Source organism: Rhodoferax mekongensis, from assembly GCF_032191775.1.
In the GTDB taxonomy this organism is placed as follows: domain Bacteria; phylum Pseudomonadota; class Gammaproteobacteria; order Burkholderiales; family Burkholderiaceae_C; genus Allorhodoferax; species Allorhodoferax mekongensis.
Window position 1 is genome coordinate 2,884,025 of the sequence record NZ_CP132507.1, and the last position, 15,909, is coordinate 2,899,933.

Sequence of the window (15,909 nt, forward strand, 5' to 3'; positions counted from 1 at the left end):
AGTGGCACAACAAGCATCTAATGACCAAAAGGCTAAAAACGGTCACTTTACTCAATGTGTGCGATAAGAAAGTAGCGAGCAAACGCCCGCTACTCCTTAAAAGTCAAGTTAGAGCTTGACGCGCACCAACCAGACGAATGCTCCAGTGGCCATCTTCAGGACTACTATGCTCAGCGTAACCATGGCAAAGCCAAGTTTCGCTGAATTAGACAGACCTGAGCGTGCCACGGGAACATTGCTGAGCAGAACTTTCTCACTTGCTTTCACAAGTTTTACAAGTTCATCACGTGCCTGGTGGGTTTGCTTCGACGAGTTTGAAGTCATCGAAGGTTCTCCTTTCTATGCGTTGAAGAAAAGAGCCCGGATCCAAACATCCGGGCTCACCCTTTAACGGTTCTTTCAACCCTCCGCACATTGCCTCTTAAGCGAATTGAGATGACCTTCTCAAATCATATGCTTCTGATATCTCAAAATCCTTCAGGATTCCTAAAGATGATTTCAGCTTGCCGAAATTTACTTTTTGCTAAGAAAAAAGTAGAGCCGCGATATTGAATTTGCATTTGCACATAGCCACTAAGTTGTTCACTTTCCTTAGCTTAAAAATGTATGAGAAGTTGAACCTGAATAAGCAAGACTTTCATGAATAGCTTCTGATCAAAGGAAGTTGGAAGATAGTCAGCCACGCGCAAAGTACTTATCGAACTTCTCTTTGATCTCAGCAAGCACTCCAGCATCGCTGATTCCCTCTGTCAGATGGGTCCTGATGTACCTCTCCCCCACTTCACTAGGCCACCCTTCGTTGTCGTCATCAAGTGCGAGCCACTGCGCAGGCTTTCGGCGCAGGACATCTTCGTAGACCTGCATCCCACGCAGCTTGTTGTCAAACTCTTCAGGGTTCATCCTGGAGTGAAACGTGGCACCAATCACTCGTGGAGATAGTTTGTGACCAAGGTTCTTCCCTGCTCGGTAAGGACCATATCGCCTGCTCCAAGTTGTCGACAGGACGATAAAAACACGTGGGTAAGGCTCTAACAGGCTCTCTAACAGACCAAGGTGCGCAAAGAATTTGTACCGGTTGGGAACCTTCAACGGAAAGTACGGGCCGATTTTGGGGTGATACCAAACCTCCGAGTGGTGCAAAACACCATCGAAGTCGAGATATAGAACATGTTCATCTTTGCCACGCATGCCCCCAGTATTCCGAGAGTATGGACTTCAGGCAACGGATGCTGCATGTGGTGTGCAAATGCACTGTTGGTGTCGGTTTAATCGACGCGATCAATTCAGGGAAGTTGATTTCAAGATTGACGCCACCTAAATACTTAACGAGTATATACGATTCGTCATTTTAGGATATCCATCTTTTGACAAAAGAAAATTATTCTGCGAACACCAATTTCAATACTAATTCATGCGTCCATTTACATTAGCTGTAAGTGACCAATCTAGCCATCAAATCATCTTTTAAGCCATCATAGCTACGTATGAAAATTGGTAACCCGCCAATTCGAAACTTATCCTGCAGCCACTGATATCGAGTTGAGTCGTTTGCACCGTATTTGTCAAAATAATGATCGCGACCAACAACTAAAAGTGCTTGTACATTATTCGGCTCGAAAGTAAACCACTGCTTCTTATGCGTAGCACTAGCAGTATCAATGTAGTAAACCCAGTCGGTAATTTGAGACATCCCACCCAATAGACGACTTCCTAGTTTAGGTCGAAGCTCATTCGGGTCTAGATCGTTTGCTCTTCTAAAAAGACTCGTTGACTCCGCATCCTCAAATTCCACGAGCAATACGTTCTTACTTTTTGTGCAACCCACAACGAAATCAGGGCGATAAGCACCCCCAAGATTCAACTCAAACGCAAACCTATCTGGTTGTAAAAGATTGCCCCAAACCATACCTGTTAACGCACATAGTTGCTTACGCAATTGGAAAAATCGGAGTACTTGATCCCGCTCTTTTAAGGGCTTCTTCGAATTTTCAGTTTCCAACCAAAATGCAAGTTCTTTCGTCTCTGTACGAGCATCTTTTCTCTTAAAACTATGCACCCCCAGTGCCCCTTGCGATCCAATCAATGCCGGTGCAACAGGCAGCGGAGCAGTCAATTTTGTTACCACTATTTGGCCTTCTTTCGACTTACTGGGCTTTCCTCGTCTATGCGAATCGACGACAGGTCCGCAAAGGAAAAACCACCAACGGGTCGCGCAACGTCCAGCAGCGTCCACCCCTTATCGCCGGGTGACATCACAAGACGGACTTGATCACCTAATACCGGTACCACATACAAGTTCTCTCCGACTTTTGCAAATGGCGTCAGCACAGTACTTAAGTGACCTTCATCTTCAATCTTTTCAACACGTTGCTTAACTGAGCGCCGTTGCACAGCCGATAGCCCCTCGAAAGCATGCTTCGCCAAGCTACTCCAAGAAATCCTCTTTACAGGCTTCATGTTCGATAAAACTTTTTTACTTACAGGTGCAGGTTTAGTCAAAATAGACCTCCAATATCTAAAGTGTAGCACCCAACACGCGATATATTTTCATGCATATAAAGTAGGTCTAGACTCAATACACAAGGCCAACGAACTTTAATTTACTTAATAATGCAATTGAATTATGCATCATCCAAGCAAAGACTGGACAAACCGCTCCACTGGACATAGCCCCCACTCTGCCTAGCAGAGCCTAAGCGTCCTCATCGAGTGCCACCAATAGAAAATTGGCTTTGAACAATACGCATTCTCCGCTGCCCCCCCATATTGAAGACTCTGCAAACCTTCTGATATTTATTAGAGTTGCGACTCTTTTCAGGTAGCACACTCAATATTTCATTACTAAACTTAGACAATCACTCCGAAAGTTCCTCAGTTCGGGAGTATTCATGTCACGTTTGAATAGTCGGCTGGATGGGAAGCTTTTGCCCCGAGACATGAAGTGAGACGATCGACCGATAGCGCTAGGACGAATTGCGAGAGGTGGATGCAGCATCCCCCAAATAACGTCAACCTGCTAGAAGTTAGCCTCCACCAAAGTACTTTTTGAACCTCTCTTTGATCGCAGAAAGAACTGAAGAATCGCTGATTCCATCTGTCAGATGGGTCCTGATGTACCTATCCCTTACTTCACCAGGCCACCCCTCGGTGTCGTCATCAAGGGCGAGCCACTGCGCGGGCTTTCGGCGTAGGACATCTTCGTAAACCTGGACACCGCGTAGCTTGTTGTCGAACTCTTCAGGGTTCATCCTTGAGTGAAACGTGGCACCAATCACTCTGGGAGAGAGCTTGTGACCAAGGTTCTTCCCTGCCCGGTAAGGTCCGTACCGCCTACTCCATGTTGTCGACAAGACAATCGAGACTTTAGGGTATGGCTCCAGCAACTGCTCTAACAAGCCAAGATGCTGAAAAAGCTTGTATTGGTTTGGAACCTTTGAGGGGAAATACGGCCCGACCCTTGGGTGATACCAAACTTCAGAGTGGTGCAAAACACCATCGAAGTCGAGATATAGGATATGTTCATTTTTTCCACGCATGGCACCAGTATTCCAAGCACTTGGGATTAATTCAACGGATGCTGGATGTGGTGTGCAAATGCTCTAGTTGTGTTGGTTTAATCGACAGCGACCAAATATTTGGACAAAACCTTGCTGAACTCACGACTCGAATCGAGTCAATATGGGGCAACAGCTAAGAATAGCTTCAGCGCATGCGTCAATATAATTCAAATTATATTAGCTATAGAATCACGCAAGTAGTTGATTACATTGAGGTTTATCAAACTTTTGCCAATTCCGGAGATCTCAAAAAATGTGACTCAGCATGGTACGGGATCACCTACAGGATGCTTTTTACGTAATATGAATTGCTCACAACCTGACTTGTCTGCAGATCACAAAATAGTCAATTTTTAAGCATATTTCCTTAGAAATCCGCATAAACAATGCGGATTTCAGAATTTCTTAGGACAACAGCGCAGTCTTACTCCAAAGAAATATAAGTGAACACTCTATACAGGGCTCATTCTTAAAAGAGGCCCTATGAATACAGAACTCCAAGTCAAAGTTGCAGGTACTGCACTTAGCAGACAAATTTCCCTCCCAAACCTGCTCAGCGAGATTTACATCTCTTTGTATGCAAACACTCTTGCATTTAAAGCCAGCATGCGTTCAGGTATAGCAATCATGAGCGGCAGAGAAACTGGTTTGGTGGCATGTGACCTTCTGAAAATTTCCAGTTTGCTACTGAAGACAGTGCCAGATTTTCCAATTGACGATGCGAACACCTTGCAGCAATTCAGTGACTTCATTCAGCGCAAAGTGCTGGACTTCGTACAAACCAAGGAGTCGGGCGAACCTATTGGCAGCAATTCATTGCAAAAGGAACTCGCGAAATGCCGAGACATTTCTCTTCATGAGTGCCGTTTCATCATCGGGCAAGCTGGTGATACAGATGAAAGCCATTTCTTTATTTCTGAGGTGGCTAAGGAAGCCATCTCAACCGGAAGGCCTGAAGCACTGCGAGGAATTTGGACTCAGGTTTTGGCAGCAAAGGCGTTTCTGTTGAGGGCAGTTGAACTGTTCGCAGAAGCTCTTCAAGGCATTGGGAACAGCAAAGCGACTGATAAATATGAAAACTTTCGGAAATATCGAGCCTTTGACCCCCTGCTTTGGGTAGCGGATACCTTATTCGACACATTGCCTGAAGAAGAAATCAATAGCTTGGAGAGTTTGGATATCTATTTTGATGTGATACGGGCTGAATTCCCGCTACTTAACAGCCAAAGCACCTCCCTAGATGAGCACTGCATTGAGTTACTGGAGCAGTGCCTGAGTGAGGCGAGAGTTGCGGGCGTGGCCGCGTTCCGAATGACTCTGGTAGCCGTTATGGCAGAGGGCAACACTCAGCCCTGTTCTGTCAGGTCCGTTGGGGGTCGGCCCCGACTGACCAAGGGAAGCCTGCGTGAACTTGACGATGCTCCCCCATGGGAAAGCTGGGAATACATACGTACTCAATTCCTCTAACGCCACCTTCCCGGGGAGACGAGAGGGCTGAGAACGGCTCACTCTTTCATATGAAAGTGTCTAAATACGTTTATACCCATTACCTACAAAGTTAATGCAAACGCCCCTCCAGACCCGGGCTCACCGGCAATCGCCACTCAAGCATTCGATGCCTTTGGTGCGCTTTACGGTCGTTTGGAGATAAGTCTCTTTGCCGCCTATAGCGCTGCCGGCTACGACACCGAGGCAGTCGACAAGCTCAAGCCCCAGTTCCGCGAGGAAGGTAGTTATCCAGCAGTTGGCCCCTCCAAGGAGTCTGGACAGTAATTTGCTTAATTTTTAAGCATTTTTGAATGTTTAGAGTCTCTTTACGAGGGTAACGTAACCCTTATGAGACTCCAAATTGACCGATACCGCGCCCAGATTTCGCAAAACGCCAGCCCTTATCAAGTGGCTTCTGAACGAGCGAGCCATGTTGGCCGGTGAGGTGCACCGTCATCAGGTGCAAATCGACGCTCTCGTGGCGGAGGTCGCTAAGTATTCCAAAAAGATGACTGCCCTAGACGCTGCCATTGCAATTGCAGACAGTCGGGTAAACGCCGCGGCTTTGGGGCGCATCAAAGCGCATCGTTCTGACTATGGGGGTCGAGGCGGGTTGACTAAGTTCATCCTTGCGGAGGTGCGCGCTGCGGGTAGTGTGGGTTTATCAACAGAAAATGTAGCCCGACTGGCCGCCAAGCGCTTTGATGTTTTGCGGTTCGGGACTATAGACCGCAAACTCTACCGTGACACTGTGAGGACGAGATTACGCTGGCTCCAAGAACAAGGGGATATTGAAAGTGCCCTGGCCATATGGGAAGGGAAAAAAGTACGAGTCTGGCGAAAGCGCGAGAGCTTTGATTCTTTTAGCGAACTTCTAAATCAACGGATTGCAATAGAGGGAGCCCGGCATGGCTAACGTCGAGCCCCATATCCGGAAGACACCGCCGGACCTCAAATGGCTCCTGAATGAGCGTGCCGCCATCCTTGGTGCCATGCAATCCTAGGAGGAGCGCCGGCTTCGGCTTGAAGCCAAGCAGCAAAAGCTCGAGCAGCAGCTTTCTGCAGTCAAGGTTGACGCCCAGCGCACTGAGGTGACCATCGGGCGCCTCAATGCCAATCTGCAGGCAATGGACGCGGCCATCAGCATGGTGCACAGCGCAGCGGCTCCGGACAGCCTAGGTGCGGTGCAAGCCTGGGCTGGACGTTACGGAGAGTGAGGATCACTCACAGCCTTCGTCAAAAGCACTCTGCAGGCATGTGATCCAAACCTGCTCACGATGACAGTCTTGATGGATATGGTCGCAACTCAATTCGGTCAGACATTTTCAGTTCCAGAGGAGCGTCGGTCTTTCCGAAAATCTGTACGCAGCGCGTTGAATAGCCTGCACAAGAAGGGCTACGTTGAGCCGCTTCATAGTGGTGAGGGTTCTGAGCATGGGCAATGGCGCTGGAAGCTTTCTGTGAGCTCGTTTGAAGACTTGCGTGCACAGGCACAGCAAAGGGGGCTTTAGGTGGCAATAACTCTCACGCGCACCCGCAATCAAACCACCTTGAACAACCTAGCGAAGATGTTGGCGGGCCTGAACGGTGAGTATTCGTTCTGCACCGACCTTCTAAACGCCGGCGAACTGGAGGCTGCTGACGCTCTCCGATTGCATTCGCACGTAGCCGGGTTGGAATCAAAGCGAGAGGCACTGCGGCTCACCCTGCTTCAGTTTGACCCGAAGCTTGATGTTGACTCCATCCAAGGGACAAATACATGGAAGGCGAGGTTTGGGAACAAAAAAACTGTCCTGCACCTGTATCAAAAAACGGCTGGTACTTGAAATCGAGAGTAGGAACGCTTCCTGAGTAACCTTAAGGGCCTCAAAAAAAATAACGGTGCTTGTGGAAAAAGTTGTACTCAGTACTAGCTTCCGCTTTTTCCTTGGCTATAGCCTCAGCGAGGCTAAATTGCTTTAAGTCTCTAAACTGACGAGGAGCTACCTCAGGAGCTGAATCAACTAGCCGCTCGTTTAGTGCGTCAGCGTATCTTGACTGCATTAACGATTTCAGTAGTGAAACCATCTCCCGTGGGCCTCTTCGGATTATTCGAAGGTTCATGTACGGCACTAATTCAACTGTTTTGTCCTTGGATGGAATCTCGCCAGACGAAGCCCCACTTTCGAAGTAGGCTTTACCTCGTGAACTGAGAAGTTGCGTCAATTTAGTCATATCAGAATTTCTGCATACAGCAAGTTGCGGGGCGTGCCCAATCACCGAAAAGCGGTTCTTTGGTCACCGTATAGATACGCCTGATGCTCCTCTGGCGGTGATGAGCAAGGAGCCCCAAACACGCGGAAATGCTAAATCCCTGCAAAGATTCCTGGTGGCTAATTTGGTAGCATTGTGAGCACAGGCGGCCAAGCCCCCAGTTTTCAGGGTTTTGCAACGGGAATGGGAGCAACGGCAGGAGCGGGAGTTTCGGAGAGCTTGTAGGCCAAAGGAATACATTTCTCTAAGATGCTCACCAAGGCAGCCGCTTCTTGCCTTGATACTGGTGGAAAAGGAGTGTGATAGGACGTCGAGTTTCTTTTGGTATGTGCCCGACTGACCACGGAAAACTCTCCCGGCCCAAGTCTCAGGTCCGCATTAACACGCAGTATGGCCAAGTTTCGACCGGCTTCCTTAGTGCGAACTTGGTAGTACTCCAAAATCGCTTGGACCAACTGGAAGTAGCCCTCATAAGCTAACGTGAATATTTGAAGCGCAAAAGTAGGGTTAAACTGCTTTTGCTGATGCAAGATAGTTCTCGGCATTTTTCAAATATTGGTCAATTGCCCCAGGAGTGGGCTGCACCTCTTCAAGAGCCCTATCTTTGATTAGACGCTCGTATTCAGGCGGTCTGGTCATCTGGCAATACCCTAATTTTCGAGCTAGCGTCAATTTGGGCCAAAACAGAATCAGTCTGTTTGAGTTGTTCCCATTCATCAGTGCCGTAAATGCTCAAATGGATACTACGAGAAATTTGGGTTTCCGCACCAAGAACCGCCTCTGAAACCTCAAGGTACGGGGGATTGCCTACCACTATTAGGTCGATATCGCTCTGGTGGGTGTCCTTCTCTTTGGCTACTGACCCGAAAACAAATGCTTCTTTAATCGCAGCAGCAAATGGTATCAGGGCTTGACGTATAGGGGTTGCCAAGCCAAATGACTTCAGTGCAATGCTTTTGAGCTCAGGGTAGAGGAAAAACGATGTGTTCACTCGGATACTACGCTGCCAGCCCCGACGAGGGTCCTCAACCAAAACACCTGATGCGATGAGCCGCTCAATTTGAGTCTGACTACTACTGTGGCTCCCCCCAGCTTTATCCTGTAGTTCTTTAAGTGTAAAGGCGCGCTCCGGCGTCGCCAGCACAAGACTAAGCATGCGTTGGGTGGGTGGGGCCAATAGAAAGTCGACAGCACTCATGATTCCTGAAAATTGGGATTTGATTCCTTATCATAGGGAATTATTTTCAATTCCCAAATTTTGGGAATAAATTCCCGGAATATGGGAAAATTCTGTGTTCAAAACACTACGATACGCGTTTCACGACAAAGCACTTGCTTCATGCGTCAACTACCTCGGCAACCTATGCTGGTAGCCTTTTGGCTTACCGCGGGTAGCCACCGGACGATTTCCCTCAATCAATAACTCGCACTCTCTGTTTGCACTGTGGGTGTAGTTGCGCCACCAATGGGACTGCCCACCCAGAGCGCTCGGCCAAACAAGTGCTCTAACCGTTTACCCGTATTGAGCTTGCGCACGTCTTGTCGCCAAGCGTTTTCGCAGGCGTACTCCATGAGGTACTTGTGAGACGGGTTCAGGTAGATTCCCTCTACACTGCGGCGCATTCGCGCATTGAAGCTCTCCGCCTGGTTGTTGCTCACGCCCTTGCCAAAGGACATTTTCATGATGGAGTACGCCATCAAAGTCGAGGTACAGCGGCAGTTCACCGTGTACAAGGAGCTTTTTCATATCGGGCCCCAGCGCGCACCAAGAGAAGGCCCAGTTAACTGAGCTTTACGAGATTGGCCTCAGTGTTGAGGCCAAAAAATGCCTCGCATCGAAAGATTTGTGGATTTGAATAATATGCCGTAGAGACTTGTTACGGTATTATTCCGAAGTGGAAAAAATCGTCGGCAATGCTTTCCAGGTCTTTGCGGTACTGGGCGTATTGCGGTTGCCAAACAGCGTGGGCACCTGGGTCATTGATGATTGCAATAAGCAGATAGCCGTACGCCAGCCCACCATCAACGTAAAACAGGTACCTGTCACTGGTTCGAGGCCGGTAATTTTCCCAGTTGACTAGCCACTGGTCATAGGCTTCTGGCACGAACAATGGGACCATGTGGACGTGGTGCAGCAGCTTTGAACCTCTACCTAGTGCGTTACTTCCAAATGTAAAGTGGTCGTCTTCTGGGCCAGATTTCCAGGTTGTGAAGTCTTCAATCAGTTCTGCGGGGTCTAGGCCCCAAGCCTGCATCTGTCCGCGCAGCGCGTTTGTAATCGCTACTTTCACCATCTCTTACTAGAACTGCCCTAAGCAATTCAAGCTACAGACTGTTTTCTGTTCGCGTACAGTTTTACGGCGTTTTCCAGCGAAAACGCTTTGCCGCTCTTGGTAATCCCGCTGTGGAGAGCCACTTGTCCGGCAGTTAAGTTTGGAACTGCACGGGTACGCAGAAGACCGTCACCAGCAGATTTAGTGTCTGGGCGCTTTGTCATTCCACGTTTGGCCGTAATCGTTGTCATATCACTCTCTTTCTCAAAGTTCACTCTAGCACAAGCATGAAGGTTCTTCAACCTCATAGAAGTGTCCTACCAACTCAAAGCATCGGGTTGGTAACCACTATAGGCACTACTGAAATTCCACCTTTCCATGGCGTTTTTGCGTCCGCAACGGTCGGCGCCAAAAGGGGACATCCTCAGGGCTGGACTCGTTTGTCATTAACCACTTTTTGGAGCTCGGCATCAAGTGGGATCCACGCCTCCAATTGCTTTAACCCATTCCAAGGCCTACGGTAGGTCCAAATAGCGGCTTGCATAAGTCTTGCGCAGCAGGCCGTCCGGTATTCCTTTTGCTTGAGGGCGCTTTCAGTCTCGTACCGAATCTCTTTAGAAAGACTGCCATGGTGCGGTCAAAACTCATTGGGTACTTTGTTTTGTTCGCATAGACGGTTCAAGAGGTGCGAATACCGCTCTACCTCCCTGCGTAAATTTGTAAACACGAGGTTGTTTGAGCCTCGTAGAGTTTTGAACAGGTATCGGTCACGTCTAAAGTGACTCAGCTTGCATCCAGTAAAACCTGGTGAAAAGAGTCAAAAGGCCAGAAAAAGGTACCGACCCATGTGGTCCAACACACGATTTCCTATGGTTTTTGGTGCTTTTTGCGGGCTGGAATTGCCCCCAGAAGACGTTCCACGTGTGCGCTTCTAATTTACTTTTTCCCGGCATCAACGTCCACGTAAGTTATTTATTTCAAACGGAAAGGGCTAACTGCTGGATAACTACCCCTTCAAGGGTAGTTATCCAGCAGTTGGCCCAAACCTTGAGCCGACCCGTTAATTTGCCTGTCTTTTGAGCAAATACGCTGGGCCGGTTTGTCGGCAATCAAAGGGACATTAACTACTCTTTTTTGTTGTAATGACCCATTTATGTCCCTTTTTTCTTGCCAAATTTTAAAAAGAATGGCACACTTATGTCTCATTTCGCAGGAAAAGAGACTCATATGTCCCTTATTAAGACATTAGAACATGTTCGAACCGCTCAAGGCCTGACACAGGCGGAGTTGGGCGAGCGCACAGGCGTCGCCCGGAAGACCATTGTGCGAATAGAGAGTGGCGAGACAGACCCCAGGTTGTCAACGATAGAAGCGGTAGCTCGCGTAATGGGGATGGAGTTGGTCATGGTGCCCAAGGCTCTTCGGCACGAACTGGAAGCATTTATTCAGTCCGGGGGGAGAGCCTTGGCTCAGCCTGTTGGCGCGGATGCACCGCGCTCGGTCGTTGACGCACTGCTCAACCAGAAAGCCTGACCTATTGTGGTATCCACCTCCATTAAGTACCTTCGACTATTCCTGCATGTTCAAGGGAAGCGCCGTCCGATTGGATATCTATCGGCATACGGGGATATCCTTCGTGTGTCGTTCGAGGAAGACTACATTGCAGACCCTGCACGCCCGATTTTGTCGATGGCCTACCGCGGCGCCACGGAAGCGGATACGCAAGCCATCTTGCGCTCTCGCCGCGACGCACGCCTTGTCGGAACAGGTGGGCGCTGGCCGGCTTACTTTCAGAATCTGCTTCCCGAAAGCCACAACCGAACGCGCCTCGCCTCCGAGCGACATTGTGAAGAAGACGACGAATTCGAGCTGCTTGCGGCTGCCGGTCGGGATTTGATGGGCGCTGTCGAGGTGGAGCCTATTTCATTGCAGGAGGGCATTCCGGACGTCATCCGGCATTGGCACACGACTATGGGTCTGGACGTTCTCGAGCCAGGTTTTGTCGAAATGCCGGTCGAGGACGCGACATCGCTACCGGGTGTTGTGTCCAAGTTCTCTGCGGTCAAAGATGGCCGACGCTACGTGGTGAAGCGCCAGGGTCAAGCGGGCTCATTCATCCTGAAGTTGCCTACGACTGCCCATCCAGACCTCGTTGCCAACGAATACATAGGCTACCAGCTGTGCGGCGCATTAGGGCTGACCTGCGCCACTGCAAACATCATCACGCGGGAGGAAGCTGAACTCCCGGAACAAATGCCCTTCAACGAAATCCTTGCCGTCGAACGGTTCGACCGGCAAGGTAGCCGTCGCATCCACATGGAAGAGTTCGCACAGGTGATGAACCTTCCTCCAAAGAAAAAGTATGGCACCCACCTCGAAACGGACTACGCGGCAATGTTGCGAATCGTGGACCAGCTATCGAGCCGGCCAGGCCCTGATGTTCAAGAGTTCGTGCGCCGCTTCGTTGCCTTCATTCTCATGGGAAATACCGACGCCCATCTGAAGAACTGGGCACTTTGGTACCCTGATTCGGTATCGCCGCAACTAGCACCGCTGTACGACCCGGTATGTGTAACTGCGTTCTTCCCTGGAACTCAACCGAACCAGTACGCCCTGAACAAGCACATTGACGCCAAACTCTCGACCTTCACGTGGGATGACCTGAGCAACCTCCTGAAGGCAGCTAATTTGGCCCGCCACTCCCGATTACTCTCCATTGCAAAGGACACCGTAAAACAAGCACAAGCGGTTTGGCCAGCCCTTCTCCAAAGCGCACCAAACTCCGTACGCACAGCAGTATTGGCTCGACTGAAAGGCGGCGTTTCGCTCTCGAAGGGCTAAAGTGTGTATTCCACGCGAGGGTATAACTTGTTGATTTGAAAAGGAACGGGTCAGCTGCTGGATAACTCCCAAAGGTAATGCAAACGCCCCTCCAGACCCGGGCTCACCGGCAATCGCCACTCAAGCATTCGATGCCTTTGGTGCGCTTTACGGTCGTTTGGAGATAAGTCTCTTTGCCGCCTATAGCGCTGCCGGCTACGACACCAAGGCAGTCGACAAGCTCAAGTCCCAGTTCCGCGAGGAATTCAGCATTACCGCCCGCCAGTTCAACAGTTGCTGGACCCTCTTCAAAGGCACGATTGCCTCACGGATTGAAGTGGACAAGCTGGCGATCTCCGACATCACAAAAGCACTTAAAGGCACGCGCGCTAGCGTCACCAAACTCCTCAAACAGAAGAAGGCGCACACGCCACTGCAATGTAGAGCCTTGGACGTTGAGCGTCGCCGGATGGCGGTGCTGGAAGCCAAGTTCAATCGCCTCAGCGACGGCAAAGTACACACGTGCTTCGGTTCCAAGATGTTGTTCCGCGCGCAGGCTGAGCAAGCTGCAAAAACAATTTGCATATGTTGAAAAAGGCTAAACGCGATCACTAAACCTAGAACTGCGACTTTGCAGTGTCACAAATTTCAGAAGGGGTTTATATGAACAAACAGTCGTCCGACTTGACAGTTGATGTCGGTAATGACATCGGCGCTGGCGTGGAGGGGGAAAAGAAAATGGAGAAGTCCGTCCCTCCGATTGAGCTTTGGGAATTTCAGGAGAGGGCCGGCATGTTGGGCAGCATCTATGACCTTATTGCTCGCGATGTGAGTGGCCTGTATTCGTGGCCCGAAGTGTGCGAAGCGTCGAAGTCCCAAAGCTTCTCGCTGGATGACTGGCTTCTCGCTTCAGTTCAGGAAGTTCTCAAGTCAATTGATGACGACCCCATGCGCTTGAAGGACTTGGTTACGGGTTATCAGAAGCAGCGCTGGACTCAAACGGCATTGAATGAGGATGGCAAAGAGAAAATTGAGAAGTCCGTCGCTCCGATTGAGCTTTGGAAATTACAGGAGAGGGCCGGCATGTTGGGCAGCATCTATGAACTTATTGCTCAAGATGTGAGTGGCCTGTATTCGTGGCACGACGTGTGCGAAGCGTCGAAGTCCCAGGGCTTTTCAATGGATGACTGGCTTCACGCGACAGTGCTCGATATTTCCAAGTCAATTGATGACGACCCCAAGGGCATGGAGGGCTTGGTTGCTTATTCTATGAAGCAGCAGCGCTGGACTCAGGATGCATTGGATGAATATGGCAAGCTATCCTTGGTGGAGGGTGATGATGGGTGTTCCTATATGGCGTACTCAGACTACAACCACAAAGATTTGTTCATCCTGGACTGGATTCAAAATGCCGAAGAGTTGTTCGAAATCATCCACTACTATCCCCATGAGGGCGCAATGATTTGCGAGGAAGCTCGAGAGCGATTGAAAATCCTGCAGGACGGAACAGGCTCAAAATCAACGGAATCCAGTTGAGCGTCGCATCGCAGCCAATTCTGTTGAACAACTCGATTTGAAACACGGTGCCGATGGCGCAGCGATCGGCAAATTATGTTTTCGGTCTTGTGGTTTTGGTTTTGAGCGGCGAGTGCGACCATGCCTGCGCCGAGCGTTTCCTTACAGGGAGCCCGACAATGAGGTGGTCGCCTTTACCGTCCGGGATAAACCCGCGGTCAAGACAACTTTCATAATAGCCCATCCTGCGCCGGCCAATGGCCAGTGCAGCAGCTTGGTGGTCACTTACCCCTTAGCGTTTGGCGTACTTGATACGGCCTATCACCGAAATGAAGGCGGGATGGACTTCTGCCACAGGCACCGTTTCGAGCAAAGCCCGACCGTGGATCGCTTGCCCCAAAACGCTGTACCCGAAGGAACTGAGCTGGCGCTTCCTGCGGCATAGCCGCGGCGTGCCCTTCAGGGCCGCCAGATGTTTCTCCTTTTCCCCAAAGTTCAAATCTTCTAGAGCAAGGGACTTGCCGGCCAGCTTTGCAAAGGCAGCTGCAGCAATGGCGACCTGCTGTACCGTAGCTTTACGTTGCGCCACTGTCTTGCCTTGCATGACACATGGAACACATGGCATGGACTTGGCGTTGCCGAAACGATCAGTTTGTGTGAGCGCCAAGTGGTCCTCATTCGGGTCGAGTCCGACAACGCTCGGCTGGGGCTTGGCTAAATCGTCATGTCTATACGTGCAAACAACTTATTCATAAATCCATGCAGTTATCTCAAAAAATTTACATTACTCTGTTCGGACTGGTTTGTGCTTTATCAGGTCTCATCGCTAGTGACATCGCTACTGGACTCGGTGTGCAGGACTCGCCCTATCTGGTTGAATTTCGTCACGAGCAAACCAGACATTCTGATATTACGTGTACAAGGCGCGGCCAAGGTGCTGGGGACAACATGTCCGGCATTGACCCAGTCACTATGATGCAATCAGACTGTAAGTGGCGCCTATATGGGCGGCCAGCTTCTGATGGCTCATTTGTCGCGCGCTCTGGATGGGCTACTTGGACCGGACGGTTGAACCGCCATGACCAACCCATAGTCTTTAAGTCTGAGGAAATTATCTCAGCGGAAAGGTTTTCCTTTGACCCATTTCCGTGGGTCAATTGAGCAGACGACCAAACCACGCTTCTGGAGTCTTTGCACAGCCTATGCAGACAAAAACGCCAGCATTGTCGTTGAGCGTTAGACGCATGGGGAACTCGACAATCCCCTGGTTTTGGATGTCTACGGTGATTGTTCTAGTTAAACCCACGGTTTCTTCTGAAACCCGCAATCCAGCTTTAGCTGTCACGTCGACGTATTTACCGTCTTCGAGCTTTTGAAGTGTCCATTTACCCGCCAGCCTGTTTAGCACTTCAGGTGGATGACCCAGATACCCATTAAATGTTTTAGGGTAGAAATTGTCCCCGACAGGAACACTTGATGAGCATCCGAATAGAACTATCGTCAGCGCGATTGCAAAGATTTTGTTGAAATGAGGCATTAGGAATCAGAGTAACCCTGCGCACATGAAGAAGAATCCGCGCATGGTGATTTACTCAGAATTCTATGCGTTGCTTAAGCCTTGTTAGTGGTAGCAAGCAAGCGTCGCGCAAGGTTGCTTTTTGACAGTCGCTAGTTCCCAGGACTCCCCCTCCACGTATCTGTTCTGCGGATGGAGTCAACATCAAGCTCCGGGTCGAAATGCAGCAAGGTGAGGCGCAGTGCTTCTCGATTTGCATCCAGTCAAGCTACTGGTGTAATCGATCGGACAAGGCCAGCACCCTCCACCTCGCCGGCATTTAGAAGGTCGGTGCAGAACGAATACTCACAGTTCAGGCCCGCTAACATTTTCAGAGTGGTTAGTTGCGGGTATGAGAGAGTTATAGCCATCTAAAGCCTCCTTTGCTGGCGTGCGCAAGCAAGTCGTCAAAAGAGCTCACAGAGGGTTTCCAGCACCATTGACCATG

Annotated in this window: 18 protein-coding genes; 7 read left to right on the forward strand and 11 right to left on the reverse strand. The window is 49.9% G+C overall.

Going from position 1 to position 15,909, the window contains the following annotated elements; translation table 11 throughout:
• Positions 1-108: 108 nt before the first annotated feature.
• The 5 genes from RAN89_RS13765 to RAN89_RS13785 all read right to left on the reverse strand — a co-directional run bounded on the left by RAN89_RS13765 (position 109) and on the right by RAN89_RS13785 (position 3,536).
• Positions 109-324 carry a hypothetical protein gene (locus RAN89_RS13765; RefSeq protein ID WP_313866840.1) on the reverse strand — a complete coding sequence of 72 codons (216 nt, stop codon included), beginning with the start codon at positions 322-324 and terminating at the stop codon, positions 109-111.
• 351 nt (positions 325-675) lie between these two features.
• A complete protein-coding gene (locus RAN89_RS13770) occupies positions 676-1,188 on the reverse strand; it encodes an HAD domain-containing protein (protein WP_313866841.1) in 513 nt (170 codons plus the stop codon).
• A 238-nt stretch (positions 1,189-1,426) separates the two neighbouring features.
• Positions 1,427-2,113 (reverse strand): Shedu anti-phage system protein SduA domain-containing protein, encoded by a 687-nt coding sequence (locus tag RAN89_RS13775; protein ID WP_313866842.1) that lies wholly within the window; start codon positions 2,111-2,113, stop codon positions 1,427-1,429.
• A gap of 11 nt (positions 2,114-2,124) precedes the next feature.
• Positions 2,125-2,499, reverse strand: a complete 375-nt coding sequence (locus RAN89_RS13780; RefSeq protein ID WP_313866843.1) for a hypothetical protein — start codon at positions 2,497-2,499, stop codon at positions 2,125-2,127.
• A gap of 524 nt (positions 2,500-3,023) precedes the next feature.
• A complete protein-coding gene (locus tag RAN89_RS13785; RefSeq protein WP_313866844.1) occupies positions 3,024-3,536 on the reverse strand; it encodes an HAD domain-containing protein in 513 nt (170 codons plus the stop codon).
• A 504-nt stretch (positions 3,537-4,040) separates the two neighbouring features.
• Here RAN89_RS13785 and RAN89_RS13790 point away from each other — a divergent pair.
• The 3 genes from RAN89_RS13790 to RAN89_RS13800 all read left to right on the forward strand — a co-directional run bounded on the left by RAN89_RS13790 (position 4,041) and on the right by RAN89_RS13800 (position 6,262).
• Positions 4,041-5,024, forward strand: a complete 984-nt coding sequence (locus tag RAN89_RS13790) for a hypothetical protein (protein ID WP_313866845.1) — start codon at positions 4,041-4,043, stop codon at positions 5,022-5,024.
• A gap of 451 nt (positions 5,025-5,475) precedes the next feature.
• Positions 5,476-5,961: a hypothetical protein gene (locus tag RAN89_RS13795; RefSeq protein WP_313866846.1), complete on the forward strand. Its 486-nt coding sequence runs from the start codon at positions 5,476-5,478 to the stop codon at positions 5,959-5,961.
• Between the two features lie 175 nt (positions 5,962-6,136).
• Complete coding sequence (locus RAN89_RS13800; protein ID WP_313866847.1) at positions 6,137-6,262, forward strand: hypothetical protein; 126 nt, start codon at positions 6,137-6,139, stop codon at positions 6,260-6,262.
• Between the two features lie 1,658 nt (positions 6,263-7,920).
• Here RAN89_RS13800 and RAN89_RS13805 read toward each other — a convergent pair.
• The 4 genes from RAN89_RS13805 to RAN89_RS13820 form a co-directional block, all read right to left on the reverse strand.
• Positions 7,921-8,496: a nucleotidyltransferase domain-containing protein gene (locus RAN89_RS13805; protein WP_313866848.1), complete on the reverse strand. Its 576-nt coding sequence runs from the start codon at positions 8,494-8,496 to the stop codon at positions 7,921-7,923.
• 218 nt (positions 8,497-8,714) lie between these two features.
• On the reverse strand, positions 8,715-8,981 hold the full coding sequence (locus tag RAN89_RS13810) for a transposase (protein WP_313866849.1): 267 nt from the start codon (positions 8,979-8,981) through the stop codon (positions 8,715-8,717).
• Between the two features lie 194 nt (positions 8,982-9,175).
• Positions 9,176-9,592 (reverse strand): type II toxin-antitoxin system YafO family toxin, encoded by a 417-nt coding sequence (locus RAN89_RS13815; protein ID WP_313866850.1) that lies wholly within the window; start codon positions 9,590-9,592, stop codon positions 9,176-9,178.
• Between the two features lie 26 nt (positions 9,593-9,618).
• Entirely contained in the window at positions 9,619-9,822 is a 204-nt protein-coding gene (locus tag RAN89_RS13820; protein WP_313866851.1) for a hypothetical protein, read from the reverse strand.
• Between the two features lie 976 nt (positions 9,823-10,798).
• Here RAN89_RS13820 and RAN89_RS13830 point away from each other — a divergent pair.
• From RAN89_RS13830 to RAN89_RS13845, 4 genes are all read left to right on the forward strand, one after another.
• Positions 10,799-11,104, forward strand: coding sequence for a helix-turn-helix transcriptional regulator (locus RAN89_RS13830; protein ID WP_313866852.1), 306 nt, complete (start codon positions 10,799-10,801; stop codon positions 11,102-11,104).
• 6 nt (positions 11,105-11,110) lie between these two features.
• Positions 11,111-12,412, forward strand: coding sequence for a type II toxin-antitoxin system HipA family toxin (locus tag RAN89_RS13835; RefSeq protein WP_313866853.1), 1,302 nt, complete (start codon positions 11,111-11,113; stop codon positions 12,410-12,412).
• 157 nt (positions 12,413-12,569) lie between these two features.
• The gene (locus RAN89_RS13840) at positions 12,570-12,983 is read left to right on the forward strand and encodes a hypothetical protein (RefSeq protein ID WP_313866854.1); all 414 of its coding nucleotides are present in this window, start codon (positions 12,570-12,572) and stop codon (positions 12,981-12,983) included.
• A 71-nt stretch (positions 12,984-13,054) separates the two neighbouring features.
• Positions 13,055-13,927: a hypothetical protein gene (locus RAN89_RS13845; protein ID WP_313866855.1), complete on the forward strand. Its 873-nt coding sequence runs from the start codon at positions 13,055-13,057 to the stop codon at positions 13,925-13,927.
• Between the two features lie 271 nt (positions 13,928-14,198).
• Here RAN89_RS13845 and RAN89_RS13850 read toward each other — a convergent pair whose 3' ends face one another.
• Positions 14,199-14,510, reverse strand: coding sequence for a hypothetical protein (locus RAN89_RS13850; protein WP_313866856.1), 312 nt, complete (start codon positions 14,508-14,510; stop codon positions 14,199-14,201).
• Positions 14,511-15,059: 549 nt separating this feature from the next.
• Positions 15,060-15,443 carry a hypothetical protein gene (locus RAN89_RS13855; protein ID WP_313866857.1) on the reverse strand — a complete coding sequence of 128 codons (384 nt, stop codon included), beginning with the start codon at positions 15,441-15,443 and terminating at the stop codon, positions 15,060-15,062.
• Positions 15,444-15,909: the final 466 nt, after the last annotated feature.